Source organism: Pseudomonas sp. QL9 (assembly GCF_041409665.1).
Classification (GTDB): domain Bacteria; phylum Pseudomonadota; class Gammaproteobacteria; order Pseudomonadales; family Pseudomonadaceae; genus Pseudomonas; species Pseudomonas knackmussii.
Window position 1 is genome coordinate 3,494,653 of record NZ_CP166971.1, and the last position, 26,151, is coordinate 3,520,803.

Annotated in this window: 24 protein-coding genes; 14 read left to right on the forward strand and 10 right to left on the reverse strand. The window is 64.6% G+C overall.

The annotated features are described in order from the left end of the window. Nucleotides 1-59: 59 nt before the first annotated feature. From ACA097_RS16395 to ACA097_RS16420, 6 genes are all read right to left on the reverse strand, one after another. Nucleotides 60-314 carry a hypothetical protein gene (locus ACA097_RS16395; protein WP_043255369.1) on the reverse strand — a complete coding sequence of 85 codons (255 nt, stop codon included), beginning with the start codon at nucleotides 312-314 and terminating at the stop codon, nucleotides 60-62. A gap of 98 nt (nucleotides 315-412) precedes the next feature. Continuing rightward, the gene (locus ACA097_RS16400; RefSeq protein WP_043255367.1) at nucleotides 413-1,798 is read right to left on the reverse strand and encodes an ATP-binding protein; all 1,386 of its coding nucleotides are present in this window, start codon (nucleotides 1,796-1,798) and stop codon (nucleotides 413-415) included. After that, nucleotides 1,795-2,469 carry a response regulator gene (locus tag ACA097_RS16405; protein ID WP_043255366.1) on the reverse strand — a complete coding sequence of 225 codons (675 nt, stop codon included), beginning with the start codon at nucleotides 2,467-2,469 and terminating at the stop codon, nucleotides 1,795-1,797. Before ACA097_RS16405 ends, ACA097_RS16400 begins: the two co-directional genes overlap by 4 nt. Nucleotides 2,470-2,607: 138 nt before the next feature. Then, a complete protein-coding gene (locus ACA097_RS16410; RefSeq protein ID WP_371364574.1) occupies nucleotides 2,608-5,424 on the reverse strand; it encodes an FAD-binding and (Fe-S)-binding domain-containing protein in 2,817 nt (938 codons plus the stop codon). 145 nt (nucleotides 5,425-5,569) lie between these two features. Continuing rightward, the gene (lldD, locus tag ACA097_RS16415) at nucleotides 5,570-6,718 is read right to left on the reverse strand and encodes an FMN-dependent L-lactate dehydrogenase LldD (protein ID WP_160288438.1); all 1,149 of its coding nucleotides are present in this window, start codon (nucleotides 6,716-6,718) and stop codon (nucleotides 5,570-5,572) included. A 74-nt stretch (nucleotides 6,719-6,792) separates the two neighbouring features. After that, nucleotides 6,793-8,469, reverse strand: coding sequence for a lactate permease LctP family transporter (locus ACA097_RS16420; protein WP_371364576.1), 1,677 nt, complete (start codon nucleotides 8,467-8,469; stop codon nucleotides 6,793-6,795). Between the two features lie 303 nt (nucleotides 8,470-8,772). On the opposite strand from ACA097_RS16420, the gene ACA097_RS16425 reads away from it, so the two are divergent. Next, nucleotides 8,773-9,537 carry an FCD domain-containing protein gene (locus ACA097_RS16425; protein ID WP_371364578.1) on the forward strand — a complete coding sequence of 255 codons (765 nt, stop codon included), beginning with the start codon at nucleotides 8,773-8,775 and terminating at the stop codon, nucleotides 9,535-9,537. Between the two features lie 77 nt (nucleotides 9,538-9,614). On the opposite strand, the gene smpB is transcribed toward ACA097_RS16425, so the two are convergent. Then, complete coding sequence (gene smpB / locus ACA097_RS16430) at nucleotides 9,615-10,094, reverse strand: SsrA-binding protein SmpB (protein WP_043255356.1); 480 nt, start codon at nucleotides 10,092-10,094, stop codon at nucleotides 9,615-9,617. Nucleotides 10,095-10,277: 183 nt separating this feature from the next. Between smpB and ACA097_RS16435 the strand changes: the two genes are divergently transcribed. Both ACA097_RS16435 and ACA097_RS16440 read left to right on the forward strand, forming a co-directional pair. After that, nucleotides 10,278-10,712 (forward strand): type II toxin-antitoxin system RatA family toxin, encoded by a 435-nt coding sequence (locus ACA097_RS16435; RefSeq protein ID WP_043255353.1) that lies wholly within the window; start codon nucleotides 10,278-10,280, stop codon nucleotides 10,710-10,712. A gap of 1 nt (nucleotide 10,713) precedes the next feature. Then, nucleotides 10,714-11,013, forward strand: coding sequence for an RnfH family protein (locus ACA097_RS16440; protein ID WP_371370533.1), 300 nt, complete (start codon nucleotides 10,714-10,716; stop codon nucleotides 11,011-11,013). A 57-nt stretch (nucleotides 11,014-11,070) separates the two neighbouring features. On the opposite strand, the gene ACA097_RS16445 is transcribed toward ACA097_RS16440, so the two are convergent. Then, nucleotides 11,071-11,604 carry an outer membrane protein assembly factor BamE gene (locus tag ACA097_RS16445; RefSeq protein ID WP_160288436.1) on the reverse strand — a complete coding sequence of 178 codons (534 nt, stop codon included), beginning with the start codon at nucleotides 11,602-11,604 and terminating at the stop codon, nucleotides 11,071-11,073. 96 nt (nucleotides 11,605-11,700) lie between these two features. Between ACA097_RS16445 and fur the strand changes: the two genes are divergently transcribed. Further along, nucleotides 11,701-12,105, forward strand: a complete 405-nt coding sequence (gene fur / locus ACA097_RS16450; RefSeq protein WP_043255346.1) for a ferric iron uptake transcriptional regulator — start codon at nucleotides 11,701-11,703, stop codon at nucleotides 12,103-12,105. Between the two features lie 77 nt (nucleotides 12,106-12,182). Here fur and recN read toward each other — a convergent pair whose 3' ends face one another. Then, nucleotides 12,183-13,859 (reverse strand): DNA repair protein RecN, encoded by a 1,677-nt coding sequence (gene recN / locus ACA097_RS16455; RefSeq protein ID WP_160288435.1) that lies wholly within the window; start codon nucleotides 13,857-13,859, stop codon nucleotides 12,183-12,185. A 170-nt stretch (nucleotides 13,860-14,029) separates the two neighbouring features. On the opposite strand from recN, the gene grpE reads away from it, so the two are divergent. The 9 genes from grpE to ACA097_RS16500 all read left to right on the forward strand — a co-directional run bounded on the left by grpE (nucleotide 14,030) and on the right by ACA097_RS16500 (nucleotide 24,886). Then, a complete protein-coding gene (gene grpE, locus ACA097_RS16460) occupies nucleotides 14,030-14,593 on the forward strand; it encodes a nucleotide exchange factor GrpE (protein WP_043255340.1) in 564 nt (187 codons plus the stop codon). Nucleotides 14,594-14,683: 90 nt separating this feature from the next. Further along, a complete protein-coding gene (dnaK, locus tag ACA097_RS16465) occupies nucleotides 14,684-16,600 on the forward strand; it encodes a molecular chaperone DnaK (RefSeq protein WP_043255338.1) in 1,917 nt (638 codons plus the stop codon). 122 nt (nucleotides 16,601-16,722) lie between these two features. Beyond that, on the forward strand, nucleotides 16,723-17,856 hold the full coding sequence (gene dnaJ / locus ACA097_RS16470) for a molecular chaperone DnaJ (RefSeq protein WP_043255335.1): 1,134 nt from the start codon (nucleotides 16,723-16,725) through the stop codon (nucleotides 17,854-17,856). Nucleotides 17,857-17,937: 81 nt separating this feature from the next. After that, a complete protein-coding gene (dapB, locus tag ACA097_RS16475) occupies nucleotides 17,938-18,744 on the forward strand; it encodes a 4-hydroxy-tetrahydrodipicolinate reductase (RefSeq protein ID WP_160288433.1) in 807 nt (268 codons plus the stop codon). Between the two features lie 196 nt (nucleotides 18,745-18,940). Further along, complete coding sequence (gene carA, locus ACA097_RS16480; RefSeq protein WP_043255332.1) at nucleotides 18,941-20,077, forward strand: glutamine-hydrolyzing carbamoyl-phosphate synthase small subunit; 1,137 nt, start codon at nucleotides 18,941-18,943, stop codon at nucleotides 20,075-20,077. Nucleotides 20,078-20,103: 26 nt separating this feature from the next. Further along, nucleotides 20,104-20,757, forward strand: a complete 654-nt coding sequence (leuE, locus tag ACA097_RS16485; RefSeq protein WP_371370534.1) for a leucine efflux protein LeuE — start codon at nucleotides 20,104-20,106, stop codon at nucleotides 20,755-20,757. 19 nt (nucleotides 20,758-20,776) lie between these two features. After that, complete coding sequence (gene carB / locus ACA097_RS16490) at nucleotides 20,777-23,998, forward strand: carbamoyl-phosphate synthase large subunit (protein ID WP_160288431.1); 3,222 nt, start codon at nucleotides 20,777-20,779, stop codon at nucleotides 23,996-23,998. Then, nucleotides 23,995-24,471: a transcription elongation factor GreA gene (gene greA, locus ACA097_RS16495; protein WP_043255325.1), complete on the forward strand. Its 477-nt coding sequence runs from the start codon at nucleotides 23,995-23,997 to the stop codon at nucleotides 24,469-24,471. The genes carB and greA overlap by 4 nt, the downstream gene beginning before the upstream one ends. Continuing rightward, the gene (locus tag ACA097_RS16500; protein WP_052355372.1) at nucleotides 24,434-24,886 is read left to right on the forward strand and encodes a hypothetical protein; all 453 of its coding nucleotides are present in this window, start codon (nucleotides 24,434-24,436) and stop codon (nucleotides 24,884-24,886) included. The genes greA and ACA097_RS16500 overlap by 38 nt, the downstream gene beginning before the upstream one ends. A gap of 58 nt (nucleotides 24,887-24,944) precedes the next feature. On the opposite strand, the gene yhbY is transcribed toward ACA097_RS16500, so the two are convergent. Further along, on the reverse strand, nucleotides 24,945-25,259 hold the full coding sequence (gene yhbY / locus ACA097_RS16505) for a ribosome assembly RNA-binding protein YhbY (protein WP_043255322.1): 315 nt from the start codon (nucleotides 25,257-25,259) through the stop codon (nucleotides 24,945-24,947). Nucleotides 25,260-25,337: 78 nt separating this feature from the next. Between yhbY and rlmE the strand changes: the two genes are divergently transcribed. Continuing rightward, the gene (gene rlmE, locus ACA097_RS16510; protein WP_043255320.1) at nucleotides 25,338-25,961 is read left to right on the forward strand and encodes a 23S rRNA (uridine(2552)-2'-O)-methyltransferase RlmE; all 624 of its coding nucleotides are present in this window, start codon (nucleotides 25,338-25,340) and stop codon (nucleotides 25,959-25,961) included. Nucleotides 25,962-26,151: the final 190 nt, after the last annotated feature.

Sequence of the window (26,151 nt, forward strand, 5' to 3'; positions counted from 1 at the left end):
ACGCCCGCTCAGCGGCGCTTATGGATGGGCCGCGCCCGCGGTCGGGCGCGGCTGCTGGATCAGCTGTTGGATGCAGAGGATTTGAGCAGGCGCAGGGCTTTCTCGGTCATGGCGACGCAGGCTTTGTCGTTGCCGGCCTGTTGGGCCTGGGCGGCTTTTTCCTGCAGGCGCATGGCCTGCTCCTGGACGGTTTCGCTGCGGTTCGTGGTCTGCATGCTCTGGTCGATCTTCTGCAGGTTCTCGCTGCACAGGTCGGCCGCGAACACCGGCGACGCCAACAGCGCAAGGCTGAGGATCATGGCGATTCGTTTCATGGCGGTTCTCCTGTCGGGCTGAACGTGTCCCAGGCCGCGGTGCATAGTGCGACGTGGCCTTGAAGGGTGGACCGCTATCAGTTCGCCAGGGTTCCGTGCTAGGGCGCGGACGGTAGTTCGACGCGCACGCCGAGGCCGGCGCCGCCCAGGCCGGGATGCAGGCTGATGCGGCCCTGGTGGATCTCCACCACGCGCTTGACGATGGGCAGGCCCAGGCCGCTGCCGCTGCTGCCGCTCACTCCTGGGCTGCGGTAGAAGCGGGTGAAGATCGCCGCCTGTTCGCTTGCCGCCACGCCGGGGCCGCTGTCGCGTACCCACAGCTCGACCCATTGGCCGTGGCGCTCCAGGGTGATCTCCACCTGGCCGCCTTCGGGGGTGTAGCGCAGGGCGTTGCCGACCAGGTTGCCGAGCATGATGCCCAGCCACACCGGCACGCCGAGCACCGTCCCACCCTGGTTCTCCAGGGTCAGTTCGATGTTCTTGGCGATGGCCTGCGGCGCCAGTTCGGCGATGGTTTCCTCGCTCAGCTGGCCGAGGTCGACGCGGATGAAGGTCTCGTGCAGCTCCTCGTTGTCCAGGCGCGCGAGCAGGAGGATCTGCTCCATCAGCGCGGTGATGCGCTCGACGCTCTGGCTGACCTGACGCAGGCCGTGGGCGAGTACGGTCGGGTCCGATGAGCGCAGTGCCACCTGCGCATGCGTGCGCAGGCTGGCCAGCGGCGTGCGGATCTCGTGGGCCGCGTCGCTGGTCAGGCGGCGCTCGGCCTCCATGGCGCTGCCCAGGCGTTCCAGCAGCAGGTTCAGCGCATTGACCAGGCTGTGCACTTCCACCGGTGCACGGCTCAGCGCAAGTGGCTGCAGGCTGCGCGCGCCGCGCTGGTGGAGCTGCGTGGCCAGCCCGCGCAAGGGTGCCAGGCCGCTGCTGACGCCGAGCCAGACCAGCAGGGCGAGCAGCGGCAAGGCCAGCAGCAGCGGGAAGAGCGAGCTGAGCAGCAGCAGGTGCAGGGTGTGGCTGCGGTGGTGGAGGTTCTCGACTATCCAGATGCGTGTGCTCTGGTCGCGGGTGCTCAGTTGCAACACGCGCCAGTGGACGCCGTCCTGGTCGAGGTCGGAGTAACCGCTGCCCAGAGACTCGACCCCACGCGGCAGGCCGCTGGTGGCGAAGAGCTGCTGGCCGTTGTACCAGATGGCATAGCCCAGCGCCGATTCGCGGCGCACCAGCGGCAGGTCCTCGATGGCCTTGCGGCTGCGCGCGATCAGGTCGTTGCGGCCCTGGCCGGTGAGGTGGTCGTCGGCGACGTCGACCAGGCGCAGCGCCGCCTCGCCGAAGTCGATCATGTCCTCGTCGTAGAGACGGTCCACCTGGCGCGAGGCCAGGTGGTAGGTGAGGGCGCCGGCGAGCAGCCAGCACAGCGAGACGCCGCCGATCAGCAACAGCAGCAGGCGCCGGCTGAGCGAGCCGGCGCGGGGTGGGCGTACGTTCAAGCAGGGTCCTTGTTCGGGCGGTCGATGCCGTAGCCGATGCCGCGCACGGTGCGGATCAGCTCGTTGCCGAGCTTGCGCCGCAGGTGGTGCACGTGGACTTCGATGGCGTTGCTTTCCAGCTCGCCGTCCCAGCCATACAGCGCTTCGACCAGGCGCGAGCGCGACAGCACCTTGCCGCGTTGTTCCAGCAGCAGGCGAAGCAGGGCGTATTCGCGCGGCGCCAGTTCCACCGGCTGGCCGGCGAGGCTGACCTGGTGGGTGGCCGGGTCCAGGCGCAGGTCGCCGTGTTCCAGATGCGGCACGGCGCGGCCGGTGTGGCGGCGGGTAAGCGCGCGCACGCGGGCCAGCAGTTCGTCGAGGTCGAAGGGCTTGCTCAGGTAGTCGTCGGCGCCGGCGTCGAGGCCGGCCACGCGGTCGGCGACCTTGTCGCGTGCGGTGAGGATCAGCACCGGGGTCATGTCGCCGCGTTTGCGCAGGCCGCGCAGCACTTCCATGCCGTCGCGGCGCGGCAGGCCCAGGTCGAGCACCAGCAGGTCGAATTCGTCAGTGGTCAGGGCCTGGTCCGCCGCCACGCCATCGGTGACCCAGTCGACGGTGTCGCCTTCCAGGCCCAGGCCGGCGCGAATGCCGTCGCCCAGCAGTGGATCGTCTTCAGCCAGCAGGATTCGCATCTTCTGTCCTCTCTCGCGGCGTCGCCGCGGCAATCCCGAGCAGGATAGCCGCAGCGGTGGATTCGCGGCAGAGGCTGGCAGCGGTCGGTTAACAGGCGGTTAAGGCGGTTCGCGAAGCGGCGGATAACCGCTTCGCGGTTATTCGCCCTGCAGCCTTGGGCGGGTGACGCGATCCACCAGGTAGACCACCCCGCGGTAGTCGATTCCGCCGTGGGCGCTCAGGCCGATCTCGCAGGTTCGGCTGGTCGATACGCCTTCCTCGCAGTACTGCACCGCGTCCTTCAGGCTGCGCAGCGAGTGGGCGTTGAGCTCCGGCGTGGTGAAGCCCTTGTCGCCGGCGAAGCCGCAGCAGTGGATGCCTTCGGGAATCACCACCTGTGAGGTGCAGCGGCCGACCAGGTCGATCAGCGCCTGGCTTTCGCCCAGGTGCTGGGTGCTGCAGGTGACGTGCACCGCCACCGGCTTGTCCTGCGGCTCGAACGCCAGGCGCTCGACCAGGAAGGTGCGGATGAACTTCACCGGGTCGTAGATATCCAGCCGGGTATCGGCGAGGTCCTGGACCAGACGCAAGGTACAGGGACTGGTGTCGCAGTAGATCGGATCGAGCCCGCCGCGACTGGCCTGCAGCAGCGCGGCAAGCAGTTCGTCGCGTTTGTCGTCGGCCTGCTGCTTGTAGCCCTTGGAGGCGAACGGCTGGCCGCAGCAGAGGTTGTCGGCGTTGTCCGGGAAGACCACCTGGTAGCCGGCCTTCTCCAGCAGTTGGCGGGTCTTGTCGATCAGCGGTACCTGCTCCTCGTCGCCGGCCGCCGGGCCCATGGCGCGGGACACGCAGGCGGTCAGGTAGACGACGCGCGGGCGGCTGTCGTCGATAGCGCGCGGCGGCTGCGGCAGGCGCACCGGCTGAGGCATGGCGGGCGTCCACTGTGGAACACGTCCCTTGCTCGCGTGGCTGATGGTCGCGCTGAGGCTTGCCAGGCGGGGTGCGCCGAGGACCATTCGCGCACCGTTGGCGACATGCAGCATGAAACGCGTGCCCTGCATGGCAGTAGCGAAGTTGCGGGCCAGCCAGGTGGCGGTGCCAGGGTGGCGGGTTTCTTCGCCGCGCAGTTTCTTCACCAACTCGCCGGTGTTGATGTTCACCGGGCAGCGCTGGGCGCACAGGCCGGTGGCGGCGCAGGTGTCGATGCCCTGGTACTGGTAGTCGCGCTCCAGTTGCGTGGTGTCGATGCCGGCGCGGCGTTTGGCCTGGATGTCGCGCCACATGACGATGCGCTGGCGCGGGCTGAGGGTCAGCCCCTTGGACGGACAGACCGGCTCGCAGAAGCCGCACTCGATGCACTTGTCGACGATCTCGTCGGCGGCCGGCAGCGGCTTGAGGTTCTTCAGGTGCAGCTGCGGGTCGTCGGTGAGGATCACGCCCGGGTTGAGGATGCCCTGCGGGTCGAGAAGGCGCTTGAGCTGCCACATCAGCTGGTAGGCGTCGTGGCCCCATTCCAGCTCGACGAAGGGCGCCATGTTGCGCCCGGTGCCGTGCTCGGCCTTCAGCGAGCCGCCGTATTCGACGGCGACCAGGTGCGCGACGTCGTCCATGAAGGCCGAATAGCGCGCCACCTGCTCGGGCGAGTCGAAGCCCTGGGTGAAGACGAAGTGCAGGTTCCCCTCCAGCGCATGGCCGAACAGGATCGCCTCGTCGTAGCCGTGCTTGTCGAACAGCTCGATCAGGCGGTTCACGCCCTCGGCCAGCTTTTCGACGGGGAAGGTGACGTCTTCGATGATGACCGTGGTGCCTGTTTCGCGCACCGCGCCGACCGCCGGGAAGGTGTCCTTGCGGATGCGCCAGAGCTGGTTGTAGACCACCGGGTCTTCGCTGAAGTCGACCTGCTTCTCCACCGGGAACTCGGCGATGGAAGCCATGATCTGCGCGAGCTGTTCATGCAGCAGCGTCTGGGTTGCCGCGCGGGATTCGATGAGCAGGGCGCAGGCGTTGGCGGACAGGCTTTTCACCCACTCCGGCATTCCCTGCATGTTCTCCACCGAGCGCAGGCTGCGGCGGTCGAGCAGCTCGACGGCGGACACCGGCTGCAGCTTGAGCACCGGCACGGCCTTGCAGCAGGTTTCCACGTCGGGGAAGACGATCAGCGCGCTGGCCTTGTGCGGGTGGTCGGGCACCGTGTCGTAGGTCACCGCGCTGATGAAGCCGAGGGTGCCCTCGGAGCCGACCATCAGGTGGGTGAGGATATCCAGCGGCGCGTCGTAATCGACCAGTGCATTCAGCGACAGCCCGGTGGTGTTCTTCAGCCGGTACTTGTGGCGGATCTTCGCGGCCAGCTCGGTGTTGGCGCGGGTCTGCCGGCCGAGTTCGGCGAGTTGCTCCAGCAGTTCGCCGTGGCTGGCGCTGAACGCCTCGACGCTCTCGGCATCCTCGCTATCCAGCAGGGTGCCGTCGGCCAGCAGCAGGCGCATGCCAGCGAGCGTGTGGTAGCTGTTCTGCGCGGTGCCGCAGCACATGCCGCTGGCGTTGTTGGCGACGATGCCACCGATCTTGCAGGCGTTGATCGACGCCGGGTCGGGGCCGATCTTGCGGCCGAAGGGGGCCAGCCACGCGTTGGCCTGGGCGCCGATCACGCCGGGCTGCAGGCGGATCTGTTCGCCTTGTCCACGGATGTCGCGACCGTTCCAGTTATCGCCCAGCACCAGCAGCACCGAGTCGCTCACGGCCTGGCCGGAGAGGCTGGTGCCGGCGGCGCGGAAGGTCACGGCGACCTGTTGCGCGTGGGCGGCGCGCAGCAGTGTGCGCACCTCGTCTTCGCTCTCGACGCGGATCACCAGTTTCGGGATCAGCCGGTAGAAGCTGGCGTCGGTTCCGAAGGCCAGGGTCGACAGCGGGTCGTCGAAGCGGCGTTCGCGGGGAATCAGGTGTTCGACGGTATCGATGAATGCGGCGGGCAGGCTCATCACGGCTCCAGTCATCATCGGTGCGGGCCGCTGGACGGCCCGTCGGTGTTCTTTTGGTTGAGCGCGCCAGGGGCACGTTCTCTTCGTAGGAGCGAGCTTGCTCGCGAACCCTCGGAGTCACCGGCGTTCGCGAGCGAGCTCGTTCCTACAGGGCTTTCAGTTCGCGCACCAGCGAATCGCGGGTGATCTCGCCGATGGACTTGGCGCCGGTCAGCACCATGGCCACACGCATTTCCTTCTCGAACAGCTCCAGCAGGTTCTTCACGCCCGCTTCGCCGTGGGTGGCCAGGGCGTAGAGGAAGGCGCGTCCGATGAGCACGGTGTCGGCGCCCAGGGCGATCATGCGCACCACGTCCAGACCATTGCGGATGCCCGAGTCGGCGAGGATCTTCAGATCGCCCTTCACCGCATCGGCAATGGCCGGCAGCGCGCGGGCGCTGGACAGCACGCCGTCGAGCTGGCGGCCGCCGTGGTTGGAGACGACTATGCCGTCGGCGCCGAATTTCACCGCGTCCTTCGCATCCTCCGGATCGAGGATGCCCTTGATCACCATCGGGCCTTCCCAGAAGTCGCGGATCCACTCCAGGTCCTTCCAGGAAATCGACGGGTCGAAGTTGGCGCCCAGCCAGCCGATGTAGTCGGCCAGGCCCGTGGGATTGCCGCGGTACTTGGAGATGTTGCCGAGATCGTGCGGCTTGCCGAGCAGGCCGACGTCCAGCGCCCACTGCGGGTGGGTCATGGCCTGCCAGACGCGGCGCAGCGGCGCGTTCGGGCCGCTCATGCCGGAGTGCGCGTCGCGGTAGCGGGCGCCGGGCACCGGCATGTCCACGGTGAACACCAGGGTGCTGACGCCAGCGGCCTTGGCTCGCTCCAGGGCGTTGCGCATGAAGCCGCGGTCCTTGAGCACGTAGAGCTGGAACCACATCGGCCGGTCGATGGCCGGCGCCACTTCCTCGATCGGGCACACCGAGACGGTCGACAGGGTGAAGGGGATGCCCTTCGCCGCCGCCGCGCGCGCTGCCTGCACTTCCCCGCGGCGTGCGTACATGCCGGTCAGGCCGACCGGCGCCAGCGCCACGGGCATGCTCAGCGTCTCGTCGAACAGCCGGGTTTCCAGGCTCAGCTCGGCCATGTTCTTCAGCACGCGCTGGCGCAGGGCGATGTCGGACAGGTCGGCGACGTTGCGGCGCAGGGTGTGCTCGGCATAGGCGCCGCCGTCGGCGTAGTGGAACAGGAACGGCGGCAGCTTGCGTTGGGCGGCGGCGCGGTAGTCGGTGGAGGCGGAAATGATCATCTGGCGGGGCACCGGTGATGGAAGGCGGTGGGGACGAAAAACCTGCCGGGCCGTGCGGCCCGGCAGCAGACAGCTTAGTGAACCAGCATGCCGGTGAAGACATAGGCCTGGAGCAGGGTGATCACGCCGATCACCGTGGCGAACAGCAGGCTGTGCTTCAGGGTGAAGCGGAACAGGTCCGACTCCTTGCCGACCATGCCGGTCGCCGCGCAGGCCACGGCGATGGACTGCGGCGAGATCATCTTGCCGGTCACGCCGCCGGTGGTGTTGGCGGCCACCAGCAGGGTGTCGTGCACGCCGATCTGGTGCGCGGTGGTGCCTTGCAGGGCGCCGAACAGGGCGTTGGACGAGGTGTCCGAACCGGTCAGGAACACGCCCAGCCAGCCGAGGAACGGCGAGAAGAACGGGAAGGCCGCGCCGGTGCCGGCGAGGACCAGCGCGAGGGTGGTGGACATGCCCGAGAAGTTGGTGACGAAGGCGAAGGCCAGCACCATGCCGATCGACAGGATCGGCCACTTCAGCTCGACCAGGGTCTCCTTGAATGTGGTCAGACCAATTTTCACGCCGATGCGCAGGATGAACATCGAAACGATCCCCGAGAGCAGGATCGCGGTGCCGGTTGCGGCCAGCGGGTCGAACTTGAACACAGCCGGCATGGCGGTGGCGGTCGCGACTATGGGCGCGCCCTTGATCACCAGTTGGTCGAGGCCCGGGATCGGGAAGTTGAACACCAGGCTGTAGAGCGCGCCGCCGGGCAGGAACATTGCCTTGAACGGCTTCAGCGTCCAGATGGTCACCAGGACGGTGAGTACCAGGAACGGCGACCAGGCCTTGAGGATTTCACCGGCGCTGTAGGGCGAGGGCTCCGGACGCGGATTGCCGCTACCACCGGCAACTGCCGCGCCGCCGGACATGCCGAGCACTGCCACGGCGTTGGCTGGTTGCCAGACCTTGAGGAACAGGGTCAGCGACACCAGGCTGACCAGCGCGGAGGTGATGTCCGGCAGCTCCGGGCCGATGAAGTTGGAGGTGAAGTACTGGCTGACGGCGAAGCTGCCGCCGGCGACCAGTGCGGCCGGCCAGGTTTCCTTCACGCCTCTCACGCCATCCATCATGAACACCAGCCAGAACGGGACCGCCAGCGACAGCAGCGGCAGTTGGCGACCAGCCATGGCGCCGATCTTGAACGCTTCGATGCCCGACACCTGGCCGGCCACGATGATCGGGATGCCCAGGGCGCCGAAGGCTACCGGCGCGGTGTTGGCGATCAGACACAGGCCGGCGGCGTAGAGCGGGTTCAGGCCGAGACCGACGAGCAGGGCGGCGGTGATCGCCACTGGCGCGCCGAAGCCGGCTGCGCCTTCGAGGAAGGCGCCGAACGAGAAGCCGATCAGCAGCACCTGCAGGCGCTGGTCCGAGGTGATCGACAGCACCGAGCTGCGGATGACGTCGAACTGGCCGCTCTTGACCGTGAGTTTGTAGAGGAACACGGCGGCCACGATGATCCAGGCGATCGGCCAAAGGCCGTAGAGGAAGCCATAGAAGGCCGCGCCCAGTGCCTTGTCGACGGGCATCCCGTAGGCGGCGATGGCGACGACGAGCGAGAGGATCAGGGTGATGGTGCCGGCGATGTGCCCCTTGAGGCGGAACACGGCCAGCGCGAGGAAGAAGAAGACGATGGGTACCACGGCGACCAGTGCGGACAGCCCGAGGCTGCCGAGCGGCGTGTAGATCTGCTGCCAGGTTTGCATGCTGATGCGGCTCCTAATTGTTTTTGGTGTGGAGTCTGTTGCCGTGTCGTGTGATTGCCACCCGGCGCTGTGGCGAGGCGGAAAAGGCGGACGACCGGGTTCGGCAATGCTTTCTAAAATTGGTAATACCAATTTACAAAAGCAGGTGCTCAGGGTAAAAGCATGTCCTGCGGGCTGTCAATTTGCCGCGCTACTACTTTTGTCGGGAGCCCGCTGGCGGCCTTGTTGTCGCGTCGGTGGCTGGGTAGGCTGCCGGCCTGCGTATTCACGGGCGGCGAGTGACGCCGGCCGAAGAGGTGGAAGATGAGTTTCAACCAGGTGCGGCAGCGCCGCTTGTCGGACGACATCGTCGAGCGGCTGGAGTCGATGATCCTCGAGGGCACCCTCAAGGCGGGCGAGCGCCTGCCCGCGGAGCGCGTGCTGGCCGAGCAGTTCGGCGTATCGCGGCCGTCACTGCGCGAGGCGATCCAGAAACTGGTGGCCAAGGGGCTTCTAGTTAGTCGTCAGGGTGGTGGCAACTATGTCGCCGAAGCCCTGGGCTCGACCTTCAGCGATCCGTTGCTGCATCTGCTGGAAGCGAACCCCGAAGCCCAGCGCGACCTGCTCGAATTCCGCCATACCCTGGAGGGCTCCTGCGCCTACTACGCCGCGATGCGAGCCACCGAAGTGGACCAGCAGCGCCTGACCACTGCCTTCGAGCGCTTGCAGAGCTGTTATCAGCAGACCGACAAGGTCAGCAGCGAAGAGGGGGCGGCTGACGCCAGCTTCCACCTCGCGATCGCCGAGGCGAGCCACAATGCGGTGCTGCTACACACGATCCGCGGCTTGTTCGACCTGCTCAAGCGCAACGTCGTGATCAACATTGGCGGCATGTATGCGCAGCGCACGGAAACCCGCGAGCAGCTGATGCGCCAGCACCGCGAGCTGTACGACGCGATCATGCAGGGGCGTGCGGAGGAGGCGCGGGAGATTTCCCACCGGCACATTTCCTATGTGCAGGAAGTGCTCGATGAGGCGCAGGACGAAGCGCGGCGGCTGCAAAGGGCGCAGCGCAGGCTGGGTGTCTGAGGCGGAAGCTGCAGGAGCGAGCTTGCTCGCGAACGGCCCCGCTTCGGAGCCTGTTCGCGAGTAAGAAAGGCAGGACCTTAGTCGCCCTTGCCGTGGCGCATGGCGCGCTGGATCTCGCGATCGGAGTCGCGCACCTTCTCGGTGTCGCGCTTGTCGTACTCCTTCTTGCCCTTGGCCAGTGCGATCTCGCACTTGATCAGGTGCTTCTTCCAGTAGATGGACAGGGCGACGCAGGCATAGCCTTTCTGCTGCACGGCACCGAACAGCTTGCCCAACTCGCGCTTGTGCAGCAGCAGCTTGCGCGTGCGCACGGGGTCGGCGATCACATGGGTGCTGGCGGCGGTCAGCGGCGTGATGTGGCTGCCCAGCAGCCAGGCTTCGCCGTCCTTGAGCAGGACGTAGCTGTCCACCAACTGGGCCTTGCCTGCGCGCAGGCTCTTGACCTCCCAGCCGGACAGGGCGATGCCCGCTTCGAAGCGTTGCTCGATGAAGTAGTCGTGCAGAGCCTTCTTGTTCTGCGCGATGGTCCCCGCGGGGTGTTTCTTCTGTTTAGCCATAGGCCGCGCATTATAGGGAGTCGTCGGCCGCGCCGCTATCGGTGCCGTGGATTTCGCCGCGTCGCGGGATGCGCGCTTGAGGGGGCGTGGCTAATCTCGGAGAATGCGCGCTGTTTTTTTGCCGATGGAAGCCGCGTCGCCCGGCGTTCGCGGGCTTCCCTTCATTGAATGAGCGAGAACCTTATGAGCACGCATATCCAGCGTTCGGCCCTCCTGCCATTTCCCGCGCGGGCGCTGTACGACCTGGTGAACGATGTGGCGCGCTACCCGGAGTTCCTGCCCTGGTGTTCCGCGAGCACCGTGCTCGAGGTGAGCGAGACGGCCATGCGCGCCGAGCTTTGCGTCGCCAAGGGCAGCCTGTCGCAGCGCTTCACCACGCGTAACGCGCTGGTCCCCGGCGAGAGCATAGAGATGAAGCTGGAAGAGGGACCATTCAGTGAGCTGCACGGTGTCTGGACCTTCAAGGCGCTTGGCGACAAGGCCTGCAAGATCAGTCTCGAGCTGACGTTCGATTACGCCGGCGCGCTGGTGAAGGCCACTCTGGGTCCGCTGTTCACCCAGGCCGCCAACACCATGGTCGATGCCTTCTGCCAGCGCGCCAAGCAGCTGTATGGCTGAAATCCGCAGCATCGCCATCGAAGTGGTCTGTGCGCTGCCAGAGCGGCAGCGCCTGCTACGTCTGGGCGTGCCCTATGGCACGAAGATGCGCGAAGCGGTGGAGCTGTCGGGCATCGCTGCACACTTTCCCGAGCTGGACCTGCGGCAGAGTCCGCTGGGTATCTTCGGCAAGGCTGTGGCCAATCCCGAGGAGCGCGTATTGGAAGAGGGGGAGCGGGTGGAGGTGTACCGGCCGCTGATCGCTGATCCCAAGGAAGTGCGCAAGCAGCGCGCGGCGCGGGCCCGCGCTAGCAAGTCCTGAGTTTTGCGCAGGCATGAAAAAGCCCGGCATTGGCCGGGCTTTTTCGTCGCAGGCGAATTACTGCGGATTCTTGTCCAGCGGCTGCGGCGTCGGTACGGCGACCGGTTTGGCCTCGTCGACTTCGCGTTGCAGTTGCTCTTCCACGGAGCCGGGCTTGGCCGGTTCTTCCTTGGGCTGCTCGGGTTTCTGCTGCGTCGGTTGCTGCGGATTGCCGGGAGCCGCTTCCTTGCCGAGAATGGCCTCGTCGCGGCTGACGCCCGGGCGGAAGTCGCCGTTCAGGCCGATCAACTGGTCGCTGTCGTTGAACATCAGGCTGACACGTTCCTGGGAGCGTTGACCGCCACCGGGCTGCAGGCTGTACAGGTAGTCCCAGCGGTTGGCATGGAAGGTGTCGACAATCAGCGGATTGCCCATGATAAACCGCACTTGGCGCCGGGTCATTCCGGGCTTCAACTGGTCTATCATGTCCTGAGTCACGACGTTGCCCTGCTGGATGTCGATCTTGTAGACCCCTGGGAACGAACAGCCGGCGAGTGCGGCAAGTCCCATCGCGAATGCGAGACTGGTCAGCGTGAGCTTGGCTTTTTGCATCGGGGGGTGACTTCCACTATCTTGGCTGGGCAACGAAACCCCGATCATACCTGCATTGAAGGATGCTGCGAAGCATTCCGCGCCGAGAAAGCAAACATGGTTGAAAACAACGAACTGCGCAAAGCCGGACTGAAAGTCACGCTGCCGCGCGTCAAGATCCTGCAGATGCTCGATTCCGCCGAGCAGCGCCACATGAGCGCCGAGGATGTCTACAAGGCGTTGATGGAGGCGGGTGAGGACGTCGGCCTGGCGACCGTGTACCGCGTGCTGACCCAGTTCGAGGCCGCGGGCCTGGTGGTTCGCCACAACTTCGACGGCGGCCACGCAGTGTTCGAGCTGGCCGACAGCGGCCACCACGACCACATGGTCTGCGTCGATACCGGCGAGGTGATCGAGTTCATGGACGCCGAAATCGAGAAGCGTCAGCGCGAGATCGTCAAGGAGCGCGGCTTCGAGCTGGTGGACCACAATCTGGTCCTGTACATCCGCAAGAAGAAATAAGCCGCGTTTGATGCGTGAAACGGCGACCCAAGGGTCGCCGTTTTCGTTTGTGCGTCGAGTGAATGATGGCGGGGCGTTTAGCCTTGCAGCGCCCGATCGACCATCTTGCGAGCGTGCGCCAGCGACTCCTTGGTGAGGTCGACACCGCCGAGCATTCGGGCGATTTCTTCGATGCGTTCGGCCTTCTTCAAGTTGGCGACCGCGGTGCGGGTTTCGCTGCTGCTGCGATCCTTGTGCACGAACAAATGCTGGTGACCCTGGGCGGCGACCTGCGGTAGGTGGGTGACGGTCAGTACCTGGCCGCGCTCGCCCAGGCGACGCAGAAGCTGGCCAACGACTTCCGCCGTTGGCCCGCCAATGCCGACGTCGACTTCGTCGAACACAAGCGTGGGAATGCGCGAGGTCTGCGCGGTTATGACCTGGATCGCCAGGCTGATGCGCGACAGCTCGCCACCGGAAGCGACCTTGGCGATGCCCTTGAGCGGCTGCCCGGGGTTGGCGCTGACCAGGAATTCCAGTTGCTCCAGTCCGTTGGCCTGGGGTTCGGCATGGGGAGTTTCGCTCAGTTCGATGGCAAAGCGGCCGCCGGGCATGCCGAGGCGCTGCATTTCCGTCTCTACTGCCGTGGCCAGTTGCGGTGCGGCCTGGCGGCGCAGGGCGCCCAGTTCGGCGGCCTTCTCCTGATAGTGGCGTTCGTAGGCGGCCAGCTCCTCGCCCAGGCGCTCCACGGCTTCGTCGTCGGCGTTGAGCGCTTCCAGTTCGTCAAGCAGGCGCTGCTGCAGGTCGAGCAGTTCGCTGGGCTGCACGCGGTGCTTGCGTGCCAGCCCGTAAATGCTGTCCATCCGTTCTTCGAGTTGCTGCAGACGATTGGGGTCGGCATCGAAGTTATCGACGAAGCGGTTCAGCTCGCCGACCGCTTCCTCGACCTGGATCTGTGCGCTGGACAGCAGGTTGACGGCTTCGGCCAGCGCCTGCGGCTGGCTCTGGAAGGCGGTCAGCCGGTGGAGGCTCGCGGTCAGGACCGAAAGCACGTTTCCGGCATCGCTTTCGCTGCACATGTCCACGACTTGGCGGCAGGCGCCAAGAAGCGCGCCGGCATTGCTCAGGGTCTTGTGTTCGGCCTCCAGCGACTCCAGTTCGTTCTCGCCCAGAGCCAGGTTTTCCAGTTCGTCGAGCTGGTAGCTGAGCAACTGGTGGCGGGCGCGCTGCTCATCGCCGCTGCGCGACAGGCGGTCGAGCTCCTGGCGCGTCTGCTTCCAGCGCTGCGCGGCCAGTTGCACCTGGCGCGCCAGGTCCTGGCTGCCGGCGTATTCGTCGAGCAGGCGGCGATGGGTGTCGGCCTTGAGCAGCGACTGGTGTTCATGCTGGCTGTGGATATCGATGAGCAGCTCGCCCAGTGCCTTGAGGTCGCCGAGCGGGCAGGGACTGCCGTTTATATAGCCGCGAGAACGGCCTTCCGCGGTGATGACCCGGCGCAGGATGCACGGGCCGTCCTGCTCCAGGTCGCGCTCGGCGAGCCAGTCGCGGGCCTCGGCGATGGCGCTGACGTCGAAGCTGGCGAGGATGTCCGCCTTGTCCGCACCAGGGCGCACCACGCCGCTGTCGGCGCGGTCGCCAAGGGCCAGGCCGAGGGCGTCGAGCATGATCGACTTGCCCGCACCGGTCTCGCCGGTGATCACGCTCATGCCGGCGGCGAGCTCGAGATCGAGGTGTTCGACGATGGCGTAGTTGTGTACGGACAGGTGAACCAGCATGGGAATGGCTCCGTGGAATGTTCTGGATATTTATACAGTATTTTCGCTGACTGGCAATTATCCGTCCGACCCTTGAAGCGGCAGATTTGGCCCCCATATAGCCGGCAGAGCCGCGAACCCGTCGGTTCGCTTTGTTTTCTAAGGCTTATTTCTTTTGGTAGGAGAGTGGCATGTCTGACGAACAACAGACCCAGGATTCGCGCATGAACGAGCAGCCGGAACAGGGTGCCGGCGAAGACCTGAACGTCCGCGTGCAGAACCTGGAAGAGCAGCTGGCCGCGGCCAAGGACCAGAGCCTGCGTGCGGTTGCCGAATTGCAGAACGTCCGCCGGCGTGCCGAGCAGGACGTGGAAAAAGCGCACAAGTTCGCCCTGGAGAAGTTCTCCGGCGACCTGCTGCCGGTGGTCGACACCCTGGAGCGCGCGCTGGAAATGTCGAACCCGGACGACGAGGCGATCAAGCCGATGCGCGAAGGCATCGAGCTGACCCTCAAGATGTTCCACGACACCCTCAAGCGCTACAACCTGGAGCCGGTCGACCCGCACGGCGAGCCGTTCAACCCCGAGCACCATCAGGCCATGGCGATGCAGGAAAGCGCGCACATGGAGCCGGGTAGCGTGGTCAAGGTGTTCCAGAAGGGTTACCTGCTGCACGGCCGCCTGCTGCGTCCGGCGATGGTCGTGGTCAGCAAGGCACCCGAACAGACTCCGCCTTCGATCGACGAAAAGGCTTGAAATCCACCACCCGGTCCCCATCTGGGTATTCAACCGAGCAATAGGCCCGCAGCGGGGCCCGCACGGAATCTAATTTCTGGAGAGTGAAATATGGGCAAAATCATTGGTATCGACCTGGGGACCACCAACTCCTGTGTGTCCATCCTGGAGAACGGTAACGTCAAGGTCATCGAGAACGCCGAGGGCGCTCGTACCACCCCGTCGATCATCGGCTACGCCAACGACGGCGAAATCCTGGTAGGTCAGCCGGCCAAGCGCCAGGCTGTGACCAACCCGAAGAACACCCTGTACGCAGTGAAGCGTCTGATCGGCCGTCGCTTCGAAGAAGAAGTCGTGCAGAAAGACATCAAGATGGTGCCGTACAACATCGTCAAGGCTGACAACGGCGACGCCTGGGTTGAAGCGAAAGGCCAGAAGATGGCTCCGCCGCAGGTTTCGGCTGAAGTCCTGAAGAAGATGAAGAAGACCGCCGAGGATTACCTGGGCGAGCCGGTCACCGAAGCGGTCATCACCGTTCCGGCCTACTTCAACGACAGCCAGCGTCAAGCCACCAAGGACGCCGGCCGCATCGCCGGTCTGGACGTCAAACGCATCATCAACGAACCGACCGCAGCTGCGCTGGCCTATGGCCTGGACAAGGCCAAGGGCGACCACACCATCATCGTCTACGACCTGGGCGGCGGTACCTTCGACGTATCGGTGATCGAGATCGCTGAAGTCGACGGTGAGCACCAGTTCGAAGTGCTGGCCACCAACGGTGACACCTTCCTGGGTGGTGAAGACTTCGACCTGCGCCTGATCGACTACCTCGTCGACGAGTTCAAGAAAGAAACCGGCATGGACCTGAAGGGCGACCCGCTGGCCATGCAGCGCCTGAAAGAAGCTGCCGAGAAAGCCAAGATCGAGCTGTCCTCGACCCAGCAGACCGACGTCAACCTGCCGTACATCACCGCTGACGCCAGCGGCCCGAAACACCTGAACGTGAAGGTGTCCCGCGCCAAGCTGGAATCCCTGGTGGAAGACCTGGTCGCCCGTACCGTCGAGCCGTGCCGCGTCGCGCTGAAAGATGCTGGTCTGGACGTATCGAAGATCGACGAAGTGATCCTGGTCGGCGGCCAGACCCGTATGCCGCTGGTGCAGAAGACCGTTGCCGAGTTCTTTGGTAAAGAAGCGCGCAAGGACGTCAACCCGGACGAAGCCGTGGCCATGGGGGCTGCCATCCAGGGCGCCGTGCTGGCTGGCGACGTCAAGGATGTGCTGCTGCTCGACGTCACCCCGCTGACCCTGGGTATCGAAACCCTGGGCGGCGTGATGACCGCGCTGATCGACAAGAACACCACCATCCCGACCAAGAAGTCGCAGGTGTTCTCCACTGCCGACGACAACCAGGGCGCCGTGACCATTCACGTGCTGCAGGGCGAGCGTAAGCAGGCTGGCCAGAACAAGTCGCTCGGCAAGTTCGACCTGGCCGACATTCCGCCGGCTCCGCGCGGCGTGCCGCAGATCGAAGTGACCTTCGACATCGACGCCAACGGCATCCTGCACGTGAGCGCGAAGGACAAGGCCACCGGCAAGCAGCAGTCCATCGTGATCAAGGCTTCCTCCGGTCTGTCCGAGGACGAGATCCAGCAGATGGTTCGCGACGCCGAGGCCAACGCCGAGGAAGACCGCAAGTTCGAGGAACTGGCCGCTGCCCGCAACCAGGGTGATGCGCTGGTCCACGCGACTCGCAAGATGGTCACCGAGGCTGGCGACAAGGCCACCGCTGATGAGAAGGCTGCCATCGAGAAAGCTCTCGGCGAGCTGGAAGTTGCCGTGAAAGGCGACGACAAGGCCGAGATCGAGGCGAAGATGAACGCGCTGTCCCAGGCGTCCACTCCGCTGGCTCAGAAGATGTACGCTGAGCAACCGCAGCCTGGTGCTGCCGCTCAAGGCGATGGCGCTGACGACAAGGCTGGCGACGATGTCGTCGACGCCGAGTTCGAAGAGGTCAAGGAGAACAAGTAAGCCGCGTGCTTGCTTCCGCTCCGGCGCACCGACCAGCGTGTCGGTGCGCATGAACCGTCGCGCGGGGGCTTGCTCCCGCGTCGGCGTGTCTGGGGGAGAGGTTTTCAAGGTGCAAAGAATTTATGGCCAAACGTGATTTTTACGAGGTACTGGGTGTCGAGCGTGGCGCCAGCGAAGCGGACCTGAAGAAGGCCTATCGCCGGCTGGCCATGAAGCACCACCCGGACCGCAATCCCGGCGACAAGGAAGCCGAGGATAAATTCAAGGAGGCCAACGAGGCGTACGAGATCCTGTCTGACGCCAGCAAGCGTGCAGCCTACGATCAGTACGGTCACGCCGGTGTCGACCCGCAGATGGGTGGTGGCGCCGGAGCCGGCTTCGGCGGCGCGAGTTTCTCGGACATCTTCGGCGACGTCTTCAGCGATTTCTTCGGTGGCGGCGGCGGTGGTCGTGGCGGTCGCGGCGGCCCGCAGCGCGGCGCCGATCTGCGCTACACGCTGGATCTGGATCTTGAAGATGCCGTGCGCGGCACCACCGTGACCATCCGCGTGCCGACCCTGGTTGGTTGCAAGACTTGCAGCGGCAGCGGCGCCAAGCCCGGCACCTCGCCGGTCACCTGCACCACCTGCGGCGGCATCGGCCAGGTGCGCATGCAGCAGGGCTTCTTCTCGGTGCAGCAGACCTGCCCGCGTTGCCATGGCAACGGCAAGATGATCAGCGATCCATGCGGCACCTGCCACGGCCAGGGGCGAGTGGAAGAGCAGAAGACCCTGTCGGTCAAGGTGCCGGCGGGTGTCGATACCGGCGACCGTATTCGTCTGTCCGGCGAAGGCGAGGCCGGTGCCCATGGCGGCCCTGCGGGCGATCTCTACGTGGTGGTGAACGTGCGCGAGCACGACATCTTCCAGCGCGATGGCAAGCATCTGTACTGCGAAGTGCCGATCAGCTTCGCCGACGCAGCCCTGGGCGGTGAGCTGGAGGTGCCGACCCTGGATGGTCGCGTGAAGCTGAAGATCCCCGAGGGCACTCAGACCGGCAAGCTGTTCCGCCTGCGCGGCAAGGGCGTGGCCCCGGTGCGCGGCGGCGGTGCCGGCGACCTGATGTGCAGGGTGGTGGTGGAAACGCCGGTCAACCTGGACAAGCGCCAGCGCGAACTGCTCGAAGAGTTCCGCGGCAGCCTGCAGGGCGACACTTCCCACTCGCCCCGTGCCAGTGGCTGGTTCGAAGGCATGAAGCGCTTCTTCGACGACCTATGACTTGAAGCTGCAGGTTGCAGGCGGAGGTCCTCGAGATGGGCGCCGCTTGCAGCTTGGGGCTTGCAGCTTGGAGCTGACTAAATGCGACGTATAGCTGTAATGGGCGCCGCCGGGCGCATGGGCAAGATCCTTATCGAGGCGGTGCAGCAGACCAATGGTGGCGCCGGCCTGACCGCCGCCATCGATCGTCCGGACAGCACGCTGGTCGGTGCCGATGCTGGAGAGCTGGCAGGTCTGGGTCGCATCGGCGTGCCGCTGTCGGGCGACCTGCTCAAGGTGGCTGACGAGTTCGATGTGCTGATCGATTTCACCCACCCGACCGTCACCCTGAAGAACCTGGACATCTGCCGCAAGGCGGGCAAGGCCATGGTCATCGGCACCACCGGTTTCTCTGCTGAGGAGAAGGTGCTGATCGCCGAGGCGGCCAAGGAGATCCCGATTGTCTTCGCCGCCAACTACAGCGTTGGCGTGAACCTCTGCCTTAAGCTGCTGGACACTGCTGCTCGTGTGCTGGGTGATGATGTCGACATCGAGATCCTCGAGGCGCACCACCGCCACAAGGTCGATGCGCCGTCCGGTACTGCGCTGCGCATGGGCGAAGTCGTTGCCAATGCGTTGGGGCGTGATCTGGAGAAGGTTGCCGTCTACGGCCGTGAAGGCCAGACCGGTGCTCGTGCTCGTGAAACCATTGGCTTCGCCACTGTGCGCGCGGGCGATGTGGTCGGTGATCACACTGTGCTGTTCGCCGCCGATGGCGAGCGCGTGGAAATCACGCACAAGGCTTCGAGCCGCATGACCTTCGCCCGTGGCGCGGTGCGTGCCGCGCTCTGGCTGGACGGGCAGGGCAGTGGTCTTTACGACATGCAGGATGTGCTCAGCTTGCGTTGAGTCGGTCAGGCGGTAGCACCGTATGTCGTGCCTTGGGTGGACCTGGATGTCGCTTTTCTGTAAACTACAGATTTAGTGTGTCCACTAAAAGCAGCGCAGCATGAACCATAAAAAAGCGGGATGACCTCTTCTGACGTCATCCCGCTTTTTTACAATCTGCGCACGCCCAGCCAGGCTTGATTTACGGGAGGTCTTCTTGACTAAGCCAGCCATACTTGCACTTGCCGACGGCAGCATTTTTCGCGGTGAAGCCATCGGTGCCGACGGTCATACCGTTGGTGAGGTGGTGTTCAACACTGCCATGACCGGCTACCAGGAAATCCTTACCGATCCTTCCTATGCCCAACAGATCGTCACCCTGACCTACCCGCACATCGGCAATACCGGGACCACCCCGGAAGACGCCGAGTCGAACAAGGTCTGGGCCGCCGGCCTGATCATCCGCGACCTGCCGCTGCTGGCCAGCAGCTGGCGCGACAAGCAGTCGCTGCCGGATTACCTGAAAGAAAACGGCACCGTCGCCATCGCCGGTATCGACACCCGCCGCCTGACTCGCATCCTGCGCGAGAAGGGTTCGCAGAACGGCTGCATCCTCGCCGGCGACGACGCCACCGAAGAGAAGGCCCTCGAGCTGGCCCGCTCCTTCCCGGGCCTGAAAGGCATGGACCTGGCCAAGGTCGTTTCCTCCACCGAGCGCTACGAATGGCGCTCCAGCGTGTGGAACCTGGAAACCGACAGCCACCCGGAAATTGCCGCCGCCGAGCTGCCGTACCACGTGGTTGCCTACGACTTCGGCGTCAAGCTGAACATCCTGCGCATGCTGGTTGCTCGTGGCTGCCGCCTGACCGTCGTTCCGGCCCAGACCCCGGCCAGCGAAGTCCTGGCGCTGAACCCGGACGGTATCTTCCTCTCCAACGGCCCTGGCGACCCCGAGCCTTGCGACTACGCCATCCAGGCGATCCGCGAGTTCCTCGATACCGACATCCCGGTCTTCGGCATCTGTCTCGGTCACCAGCTGCTGGCCCTGGCCTCCGGCGCCAAGACCGTGAAGATGGGTCACGGCCACCATGGTGCGAACCACCCGGTGCAGGACCTCGACAGCGGCGTGGTGATGATCACCAGCCAGAACCATGGCTTCGCCGTGGACGAGTCGACCCTGCCGGCCAACCTGCGCGCCACCCACAAGTCGCTGTTCGATGGCACCCTGCAGGGCATCGAGCGCACTGACAAGGTGGCCTTCAGCTTCCAGGGTCACCCGGAAGCCAGTCCTGGCCCGCACGACGTCGCCCCGCTGTTCGACCGCTTCATCGCGGCGATGGCCGAGCGCCGCTGAAGGCTGCGAAGAGGTAGACGAAGATGATGCCGACCCTGGGAATCACCGACCTCTGGACTTACGTCCTGGGTACGCTGTTCATCGTCCTGCTGCCGGGCCCGAACTCGCTGTTCGTGCTTGCCACCGCCGCCCAGCGCGGCGTCGGCGCCGGCTACCGGGCGGCCAGCGCGGTGTTCCTCGGTGACGCCGTGCTCATGGCGCTGTCGGCGTTGGGTATCGCCTCGCTGCTCAAGGCAGAGCCAGTGCTGTTCCTCGGGCTGAAGTACGTTGGCGCGGCCTACCTGTTCTATCTCGGCATCGGCATGCTCCGCGGCGGTCTGCAGAAGCTGCGCCAGCCGGTCGAGCGGGCTGCTGCGCCGGCGAAACAGGTCGACGTCAACCAGCCGTTCCGCAAGGCGCTGCTGCTGAGCCTGTCCAACCCGAAGGCGATCCTCTTCTTCGTTTCCTTCTTCATCCAGTTCGTCGACCCCGGTTACGCCTATCCCGGAGTGTCGTTCCTGGTGCTGGGCACGATCCTCGAGATCATCAGCGCCCTGTATCTGAGTTTCCTGATTTTCTCCGGTGTGCGTCTGGCGGCATGGTTCCGCCGGCGGCAACGGTTGGCTGCCGGCGCCTCGAGTGGCGTCGGCGCCCTGTTCGTCGGCTTTGGCGTGAAGCTGGCCAGCGCAACCCTTTCCTGAATATTGCAACGAGAGTCCCATGCCCAAGCGTACAGACATCAAGAGCATCCTGATCCTCGGCGCCGGCCCGATCGTCATCGGCCAGGCCTGCGAGTTCGACTACTCCGGCGCACAGGCCTGCAAGGCCCTGAAGGAAGAAGGCTTCCGCGTCATCCTGGTGAACTCCAACCCGGCCACCATCATGACCGACCCGGCCATGGCCGACGCCACCTATATCGAGCCGATCAAGTGGCAGACCGTCGCGAAGATCATCGAGAAAGAGCGTCCTGACGCGCTGCTGCCGACCATGGGCGGCCAGACCGCGCTGAACTGTGCCCTCGACCTCGAGCGCCACGGCGTGCTGGAGAAGTTCGGCGTGGAAATGATCGGCGCCAACGCCGACACCATCGACAAGGCAGAAGACCGTTCGCGCTTCGACAAGGCCATGAAATCCATCGGCCTGGCCTGCCCGCGCTCGGGCATCGCCCACACCATGGAAGAAGCCTACGGCGTACTGGATCAGGTCGGCTTCCCCTGCATCATCCGTCCGTCCTTCACCATGGGCGGCACCGGTGGCGGCATCGCCTACAACCGCGAGGAGTTCGAAGAGATCTGCGCCCGCGGCCTGGACCTGTCGCCGACCAACGAACTGCTGATCGACGAATCGCTGATCGGCTGGAAGGAATACGAGATGGAGGTTGTCCGCGACAAGAAGGACAACTGCATCATTGTCTGCTCCATCGAGAACTTCGATCCGATGGGCGTGCACACCGGTGACTCCATCACCGTTGCGCCGGCACAGACCCTGACCGACAAGGAATACCAGATCATGCGCAACGCCTCCCTGGCGGTGCTGCGTGAGATCGGCGTGGAAACCGGCGGTTCCAACGTGCAGTTCGGCATCTGCCCGAACACTGGCCGCATGGTCGTGATCGAGATGAACCCGCGCGTGTCCCGCTCCTCGGCCCTGGCCTCCAAGGCCACTGGCTTCCCGATCGCCAAGATCGCCGCCAAGCTGGCTGTCGGCTACACCCTCGACGAGCTGCAGAACGACATCACCGGCGGCCGCACCCCGGCGTCCTTCGAGCCGGCTATCGACTACGTCGTCACCAAGGTGCCGCGCTTCGCCTTCGAGAAATTCCCGAAAGCCGACGCCCGCCTGACCACCCAGATGAAATCCGTGGGCGAAGTCATGGCCATCGGCCGTACCTTCCAGGAGTCGGTGCAGAAAGCCCTGCGGGGCCTGGAAGTCGGCGTTGCCGGCTTCGATCCGAAACTCGACCTGGCCGACCCGGAAGCCGAAGGCATCCTCAAGCGCGAGCTGACCGTGCCGGGCGCCGAGCGTATCTGGTACGTGGCTGACGCTTTCCGTGCCGGCAAGTCCATCGAGGAAGTCTTCAACCTGACCAAGATCGACGAGTGGTTCCTGGTGCAGATCGAAGACCTCATCAAGGACGAAGAGAAGGTCAAGACCCTCGGCCTGTCCGGCATCGACGCCGACCTGATGCGCAAGCTCAAGCGCAAGGGCTTCTCCGACTCGCGCCTGGCCAAGCTCCTCGGCGTCACCGAGAAGAACCTGCGTGCCCACCGTCACAAGCTGAAAGTGCTGCCGGTGTACAAGCGCGTGGACACCTGCGCCGCCGAATTCGCCACCGACACCGCTTACATGTACTCGACCTACGAGGAAGAGTGCGAAGCCAATCCGTCCGGCCGCGACAAGATCATGATCCTGGGCGGCGGTCCGAACCGTATCGGCCAGGGCATCGAGTTCGACTACTGCTGCGTACACGCTGCACTGGCGATGCGTGAAGACGGCTACGAGACCATCATGGTCAACTGCAACCCGGAGACCGTCTCCACCGACTACGACACTTCCGACCGCCTGTACTTCGAGCCGGTGACCCTGGAAGACGTGCTGGAGATCGTCCGTGTCGAGCAGCCCAAGGGCGTCATCGTGCAGTACGGCGGCCAGACTCCGCTGAAACTCTGCCGTGCCCTGGAAGAAGCTGGCGTGCCGATCATCGGCACCAGCCCGGACGCCATTGACCGCGCCGAAGACCGCGAGCGCTTCCAGCAGATGGTCCAGCGCCTGAACCTGCGTCAGCCGGCCAACGCCACCGCGCGCAGCGAAGAAGAGGCCCTGGCCCTGTCGAAGAACATCGGCTACCCGATGGTCGTGCGCCCGTCCTACGTACTGGGCGGCCGCGCGATGGAAATCGTCTACCAGGAAGAAGAGCTCAAGCGCTACATGCGCGAGGCTGTGAAGGTCTCCAACGACAGCCCGGTGCTGCTCGACCGCTTCCTGAACTGCGCCATCGAAGTCGACATCGACGCCGTCTGTGACGGCGACACCGTGGTGATCGGTGCGATCATGCAGCACATCGAACAGGCCGGCGTGCACTCCGGTGACTCCGCCTGCTCGCTGCCGCCGTACTCGCTGCCGAAGCACATCCAGGACGAGATCCGCGAGCAGGTCAAGAAGATGGCCCTGGAGTTGGGCGTCGTAGGCCTGATGAACGTGCAGATGGCCGTTCAGGGCGAAGACATCTACGTCATCGAAGTGAACCCGCGCGCCTCGCGTACCGTGCCGTTCGTTTCCAAGTGCATCGGCGAATCTCTGGCCAAGGTCGCGGCCCGCGTGATGGCCGGCAAGACCCTGGCCGAAGTCGGCTTCACCGAAGAAGTGATCCCGCCGTTCTACAGCGTCAAGGAAGCGGTGTTCCCGTTCGCCAAGTTCCCGGGCGTCGACCCGATCCTTGGCCCGGAAATGAAGTCCACCGGTGAAGTCATGGGTGTCGGCGACAGCTTCGGCGAAGCCTTCGCCAAGGCCCAGCTGGGTGCCAGCGAAATCCTGCCGAACGCCGGCTGCGCCTTCATCAGCGTCCGCGAAGACGACAAGCCGCAAGCCGTGCAGGTCGCCCGCGACCTGATCGCCCTGGGCTTCGAAGTGGTCGCCACCGCCGGTACAGCCAAGGTTATCGAGGCCGCCGGTCTGCCGGTTCGCCGCGTGAACAAGGTGACCGAAGGTCGTCCTCACGTAGTCGACATGATCAAGAATGACGAAGTCACCCTGATCATCAACACCACCGAGGGTCGCCAGTCGATCGCCGACTCCTACTCCATCCGTCGTAACGCCCTGCAGCACAAGATCTACTGCACCACCACCATCGCGGCTGGTCAGGCGATCTGCGAAGCGCTCAAGTTCGGTCCCGAGAAGACCGTACGCCGCCTGCAGGATCTGCATGCAGGAATCAACGCATGAGCAAGTTCCCCATGACCGTCCAGGGCGCTCGCGCCCTGGAAGATGAACTGAAGTATCTGAAGACCGTTCTGCGCCCGCAGATCACCCAGGCCATCGCCGAAGCGCGTGAGCTGGGCGACCTCAAGGAGAACGCCGAGTACCATGCCGCGCGCGAGCAGCAGGGCATGTCCGAGGCGCGTATCCGCGATATCGAGGCCAAGCTGTCCAACGCACAGATCATCGACGTCACTACCATCCCGCACACCGGCAAGGTGATCTTCGGTACCACCGTGGATATCGCCAATGTCGAAACTGACGAGACCGTGACCTACCAGATCGTTGGCGACGACGAGGCCGACATCAAGGCCAGCAAGATCTCGGTCAACTCGCCGATCGCCCGCGCGCTGATCGGCAAGACCGAAGGGGATGCCGTGCTGGTGCGCACCCCGGGTGGCGATGTCGAGTACGAGATCGTTGAAGTCCGTCACGCCTGATCCGCGTCCCTACAAAGCTGCAGCAGCCAGCTGGCTACTGGCCCAGACATTCTGGGTCGGCGGTCTCTGGCTACTGCGCTTTGTGGTTTTGCCTGCGCTGGAGAAGGTAGGCCTGGCACCGCTGCTCGTGCAGTCGGTCGCCGACGCCCTCACTCCATTGCTGGTCGGATTCGCCGGTTTCTGCGCTTTGCTGCAGGTCGTGCTGCTGGTAGCTGCGCACGGCTTCGCCAGCCTCTGGCGCGAAATGCGAGGGCAGTTGCTGCTGACGGTATTGGTGATGGTGGTCAGCTACCTGGTGGTCGATCGCATCGCGCCGGATGCCCAGCGTTGGCTGCTCTTTAACTACCTGGTGCTGGCTCTGTGCGGCGTGCTGCTGGTGCTGCAGCCGGTACCTGGGCGAGATGCCGTGCGCTAAGCGCAGGCAGGCTGGAATGAATCTCCGGGCGCCGTGGCGCCCGGCCCGATCCCGAGTCTTACAGGCCGCTGAAGCGGCTGATGTTCGACAGATTGCGGTTCGGCTTGGAGTTGCGGCGATAGACCAGTGCCATCTTGCCGATGACCTGGACCAGTTCGCAGCTGCCGTTCTGGCACAGTTCATCGATCAGCGCGCGGCGATCGTCGCGCTCTGTGATGCGGAACTGTACCTTGATCAGTTCGTGATCATTGAGCGCACGCTCGAGCTCGGCCATCACGCCTTCGGTAAGACCGTTTTCGGCTACGGTCAATACAGGCTTCAGATGGTGGCCGATAGATTTGAACTGTTTCTTCTGCTCCTGAGTGAGCGCCATAATCAGACCCCTGGGAAAAAAGGCGGATATCTTACCCGAATTCACATTTATCCGGGTGCCGCTCAGACGAGGTAATACGTGGCCCGTTCCAAGACTAGCCATCGCTGGCTAAAAGAACATTTCGACGATCCTTACGTGAAGATGGCGCAACGCGACGGCTACCGCTCGCGCGCCAGCTACAAGCTGCTGGAAATCCAGGAGAAGGATCGCATCCTGCGCCCGGGAATGACCGTGGTCGACCTCGGCGCGGCGCCAGGCGGCTGGTCGCAGGTCACCAGTCGGGTCATCGGCGACAAGGGCATCCTGATCGCTTCCGATATCCTGCCTATGGACAGCATTCCGGACGTCACCTTCATCCAGGGCGACTTCACCGAAGACGAGGTCTTCGCCCAGTTGCTCGAGGCCATCGGAGAAAATCCGGTAGACCTTGTGATTTCCGATATGGCCCCCAATATGAGTGGGCTGCCCGCTGTGGACATGCCCCGTGCGATGTTCCTCTGCGAGCTGGCACTGGACCTCTGCACCCGGGTGTTGCGCCCGGGCGGCGATTTTCTGATCAAGATCTTCCAGGGTGAAGGGTTCGACACTTACCTGAAGATGGTTCGCGAGAATTTCGAGAAGGTACAGATGCGCAAGCCCCTGTCCTCCCGCGACCGCTCCCGTGAGCAATATCTGCTCGCACGCGGATTCCGCGGAGCCTAGACTGCGACGAATGGGCTTCCAGCCTGTCCAGTGTGCGTAAGTAAGGCTTGTGTCGGCTCGAGCCGGGGTTCATAAAGGGTTACAGACGCCTTCCGCCTGGGCGGGAGTTGTGTAGTAAGTTGGCCGGAAGGAGTCCGGCCGTCGTGCGAAGCGGTTTCCAGGGCGGAGCCGGCTTCAGAGGGTAGTCAAT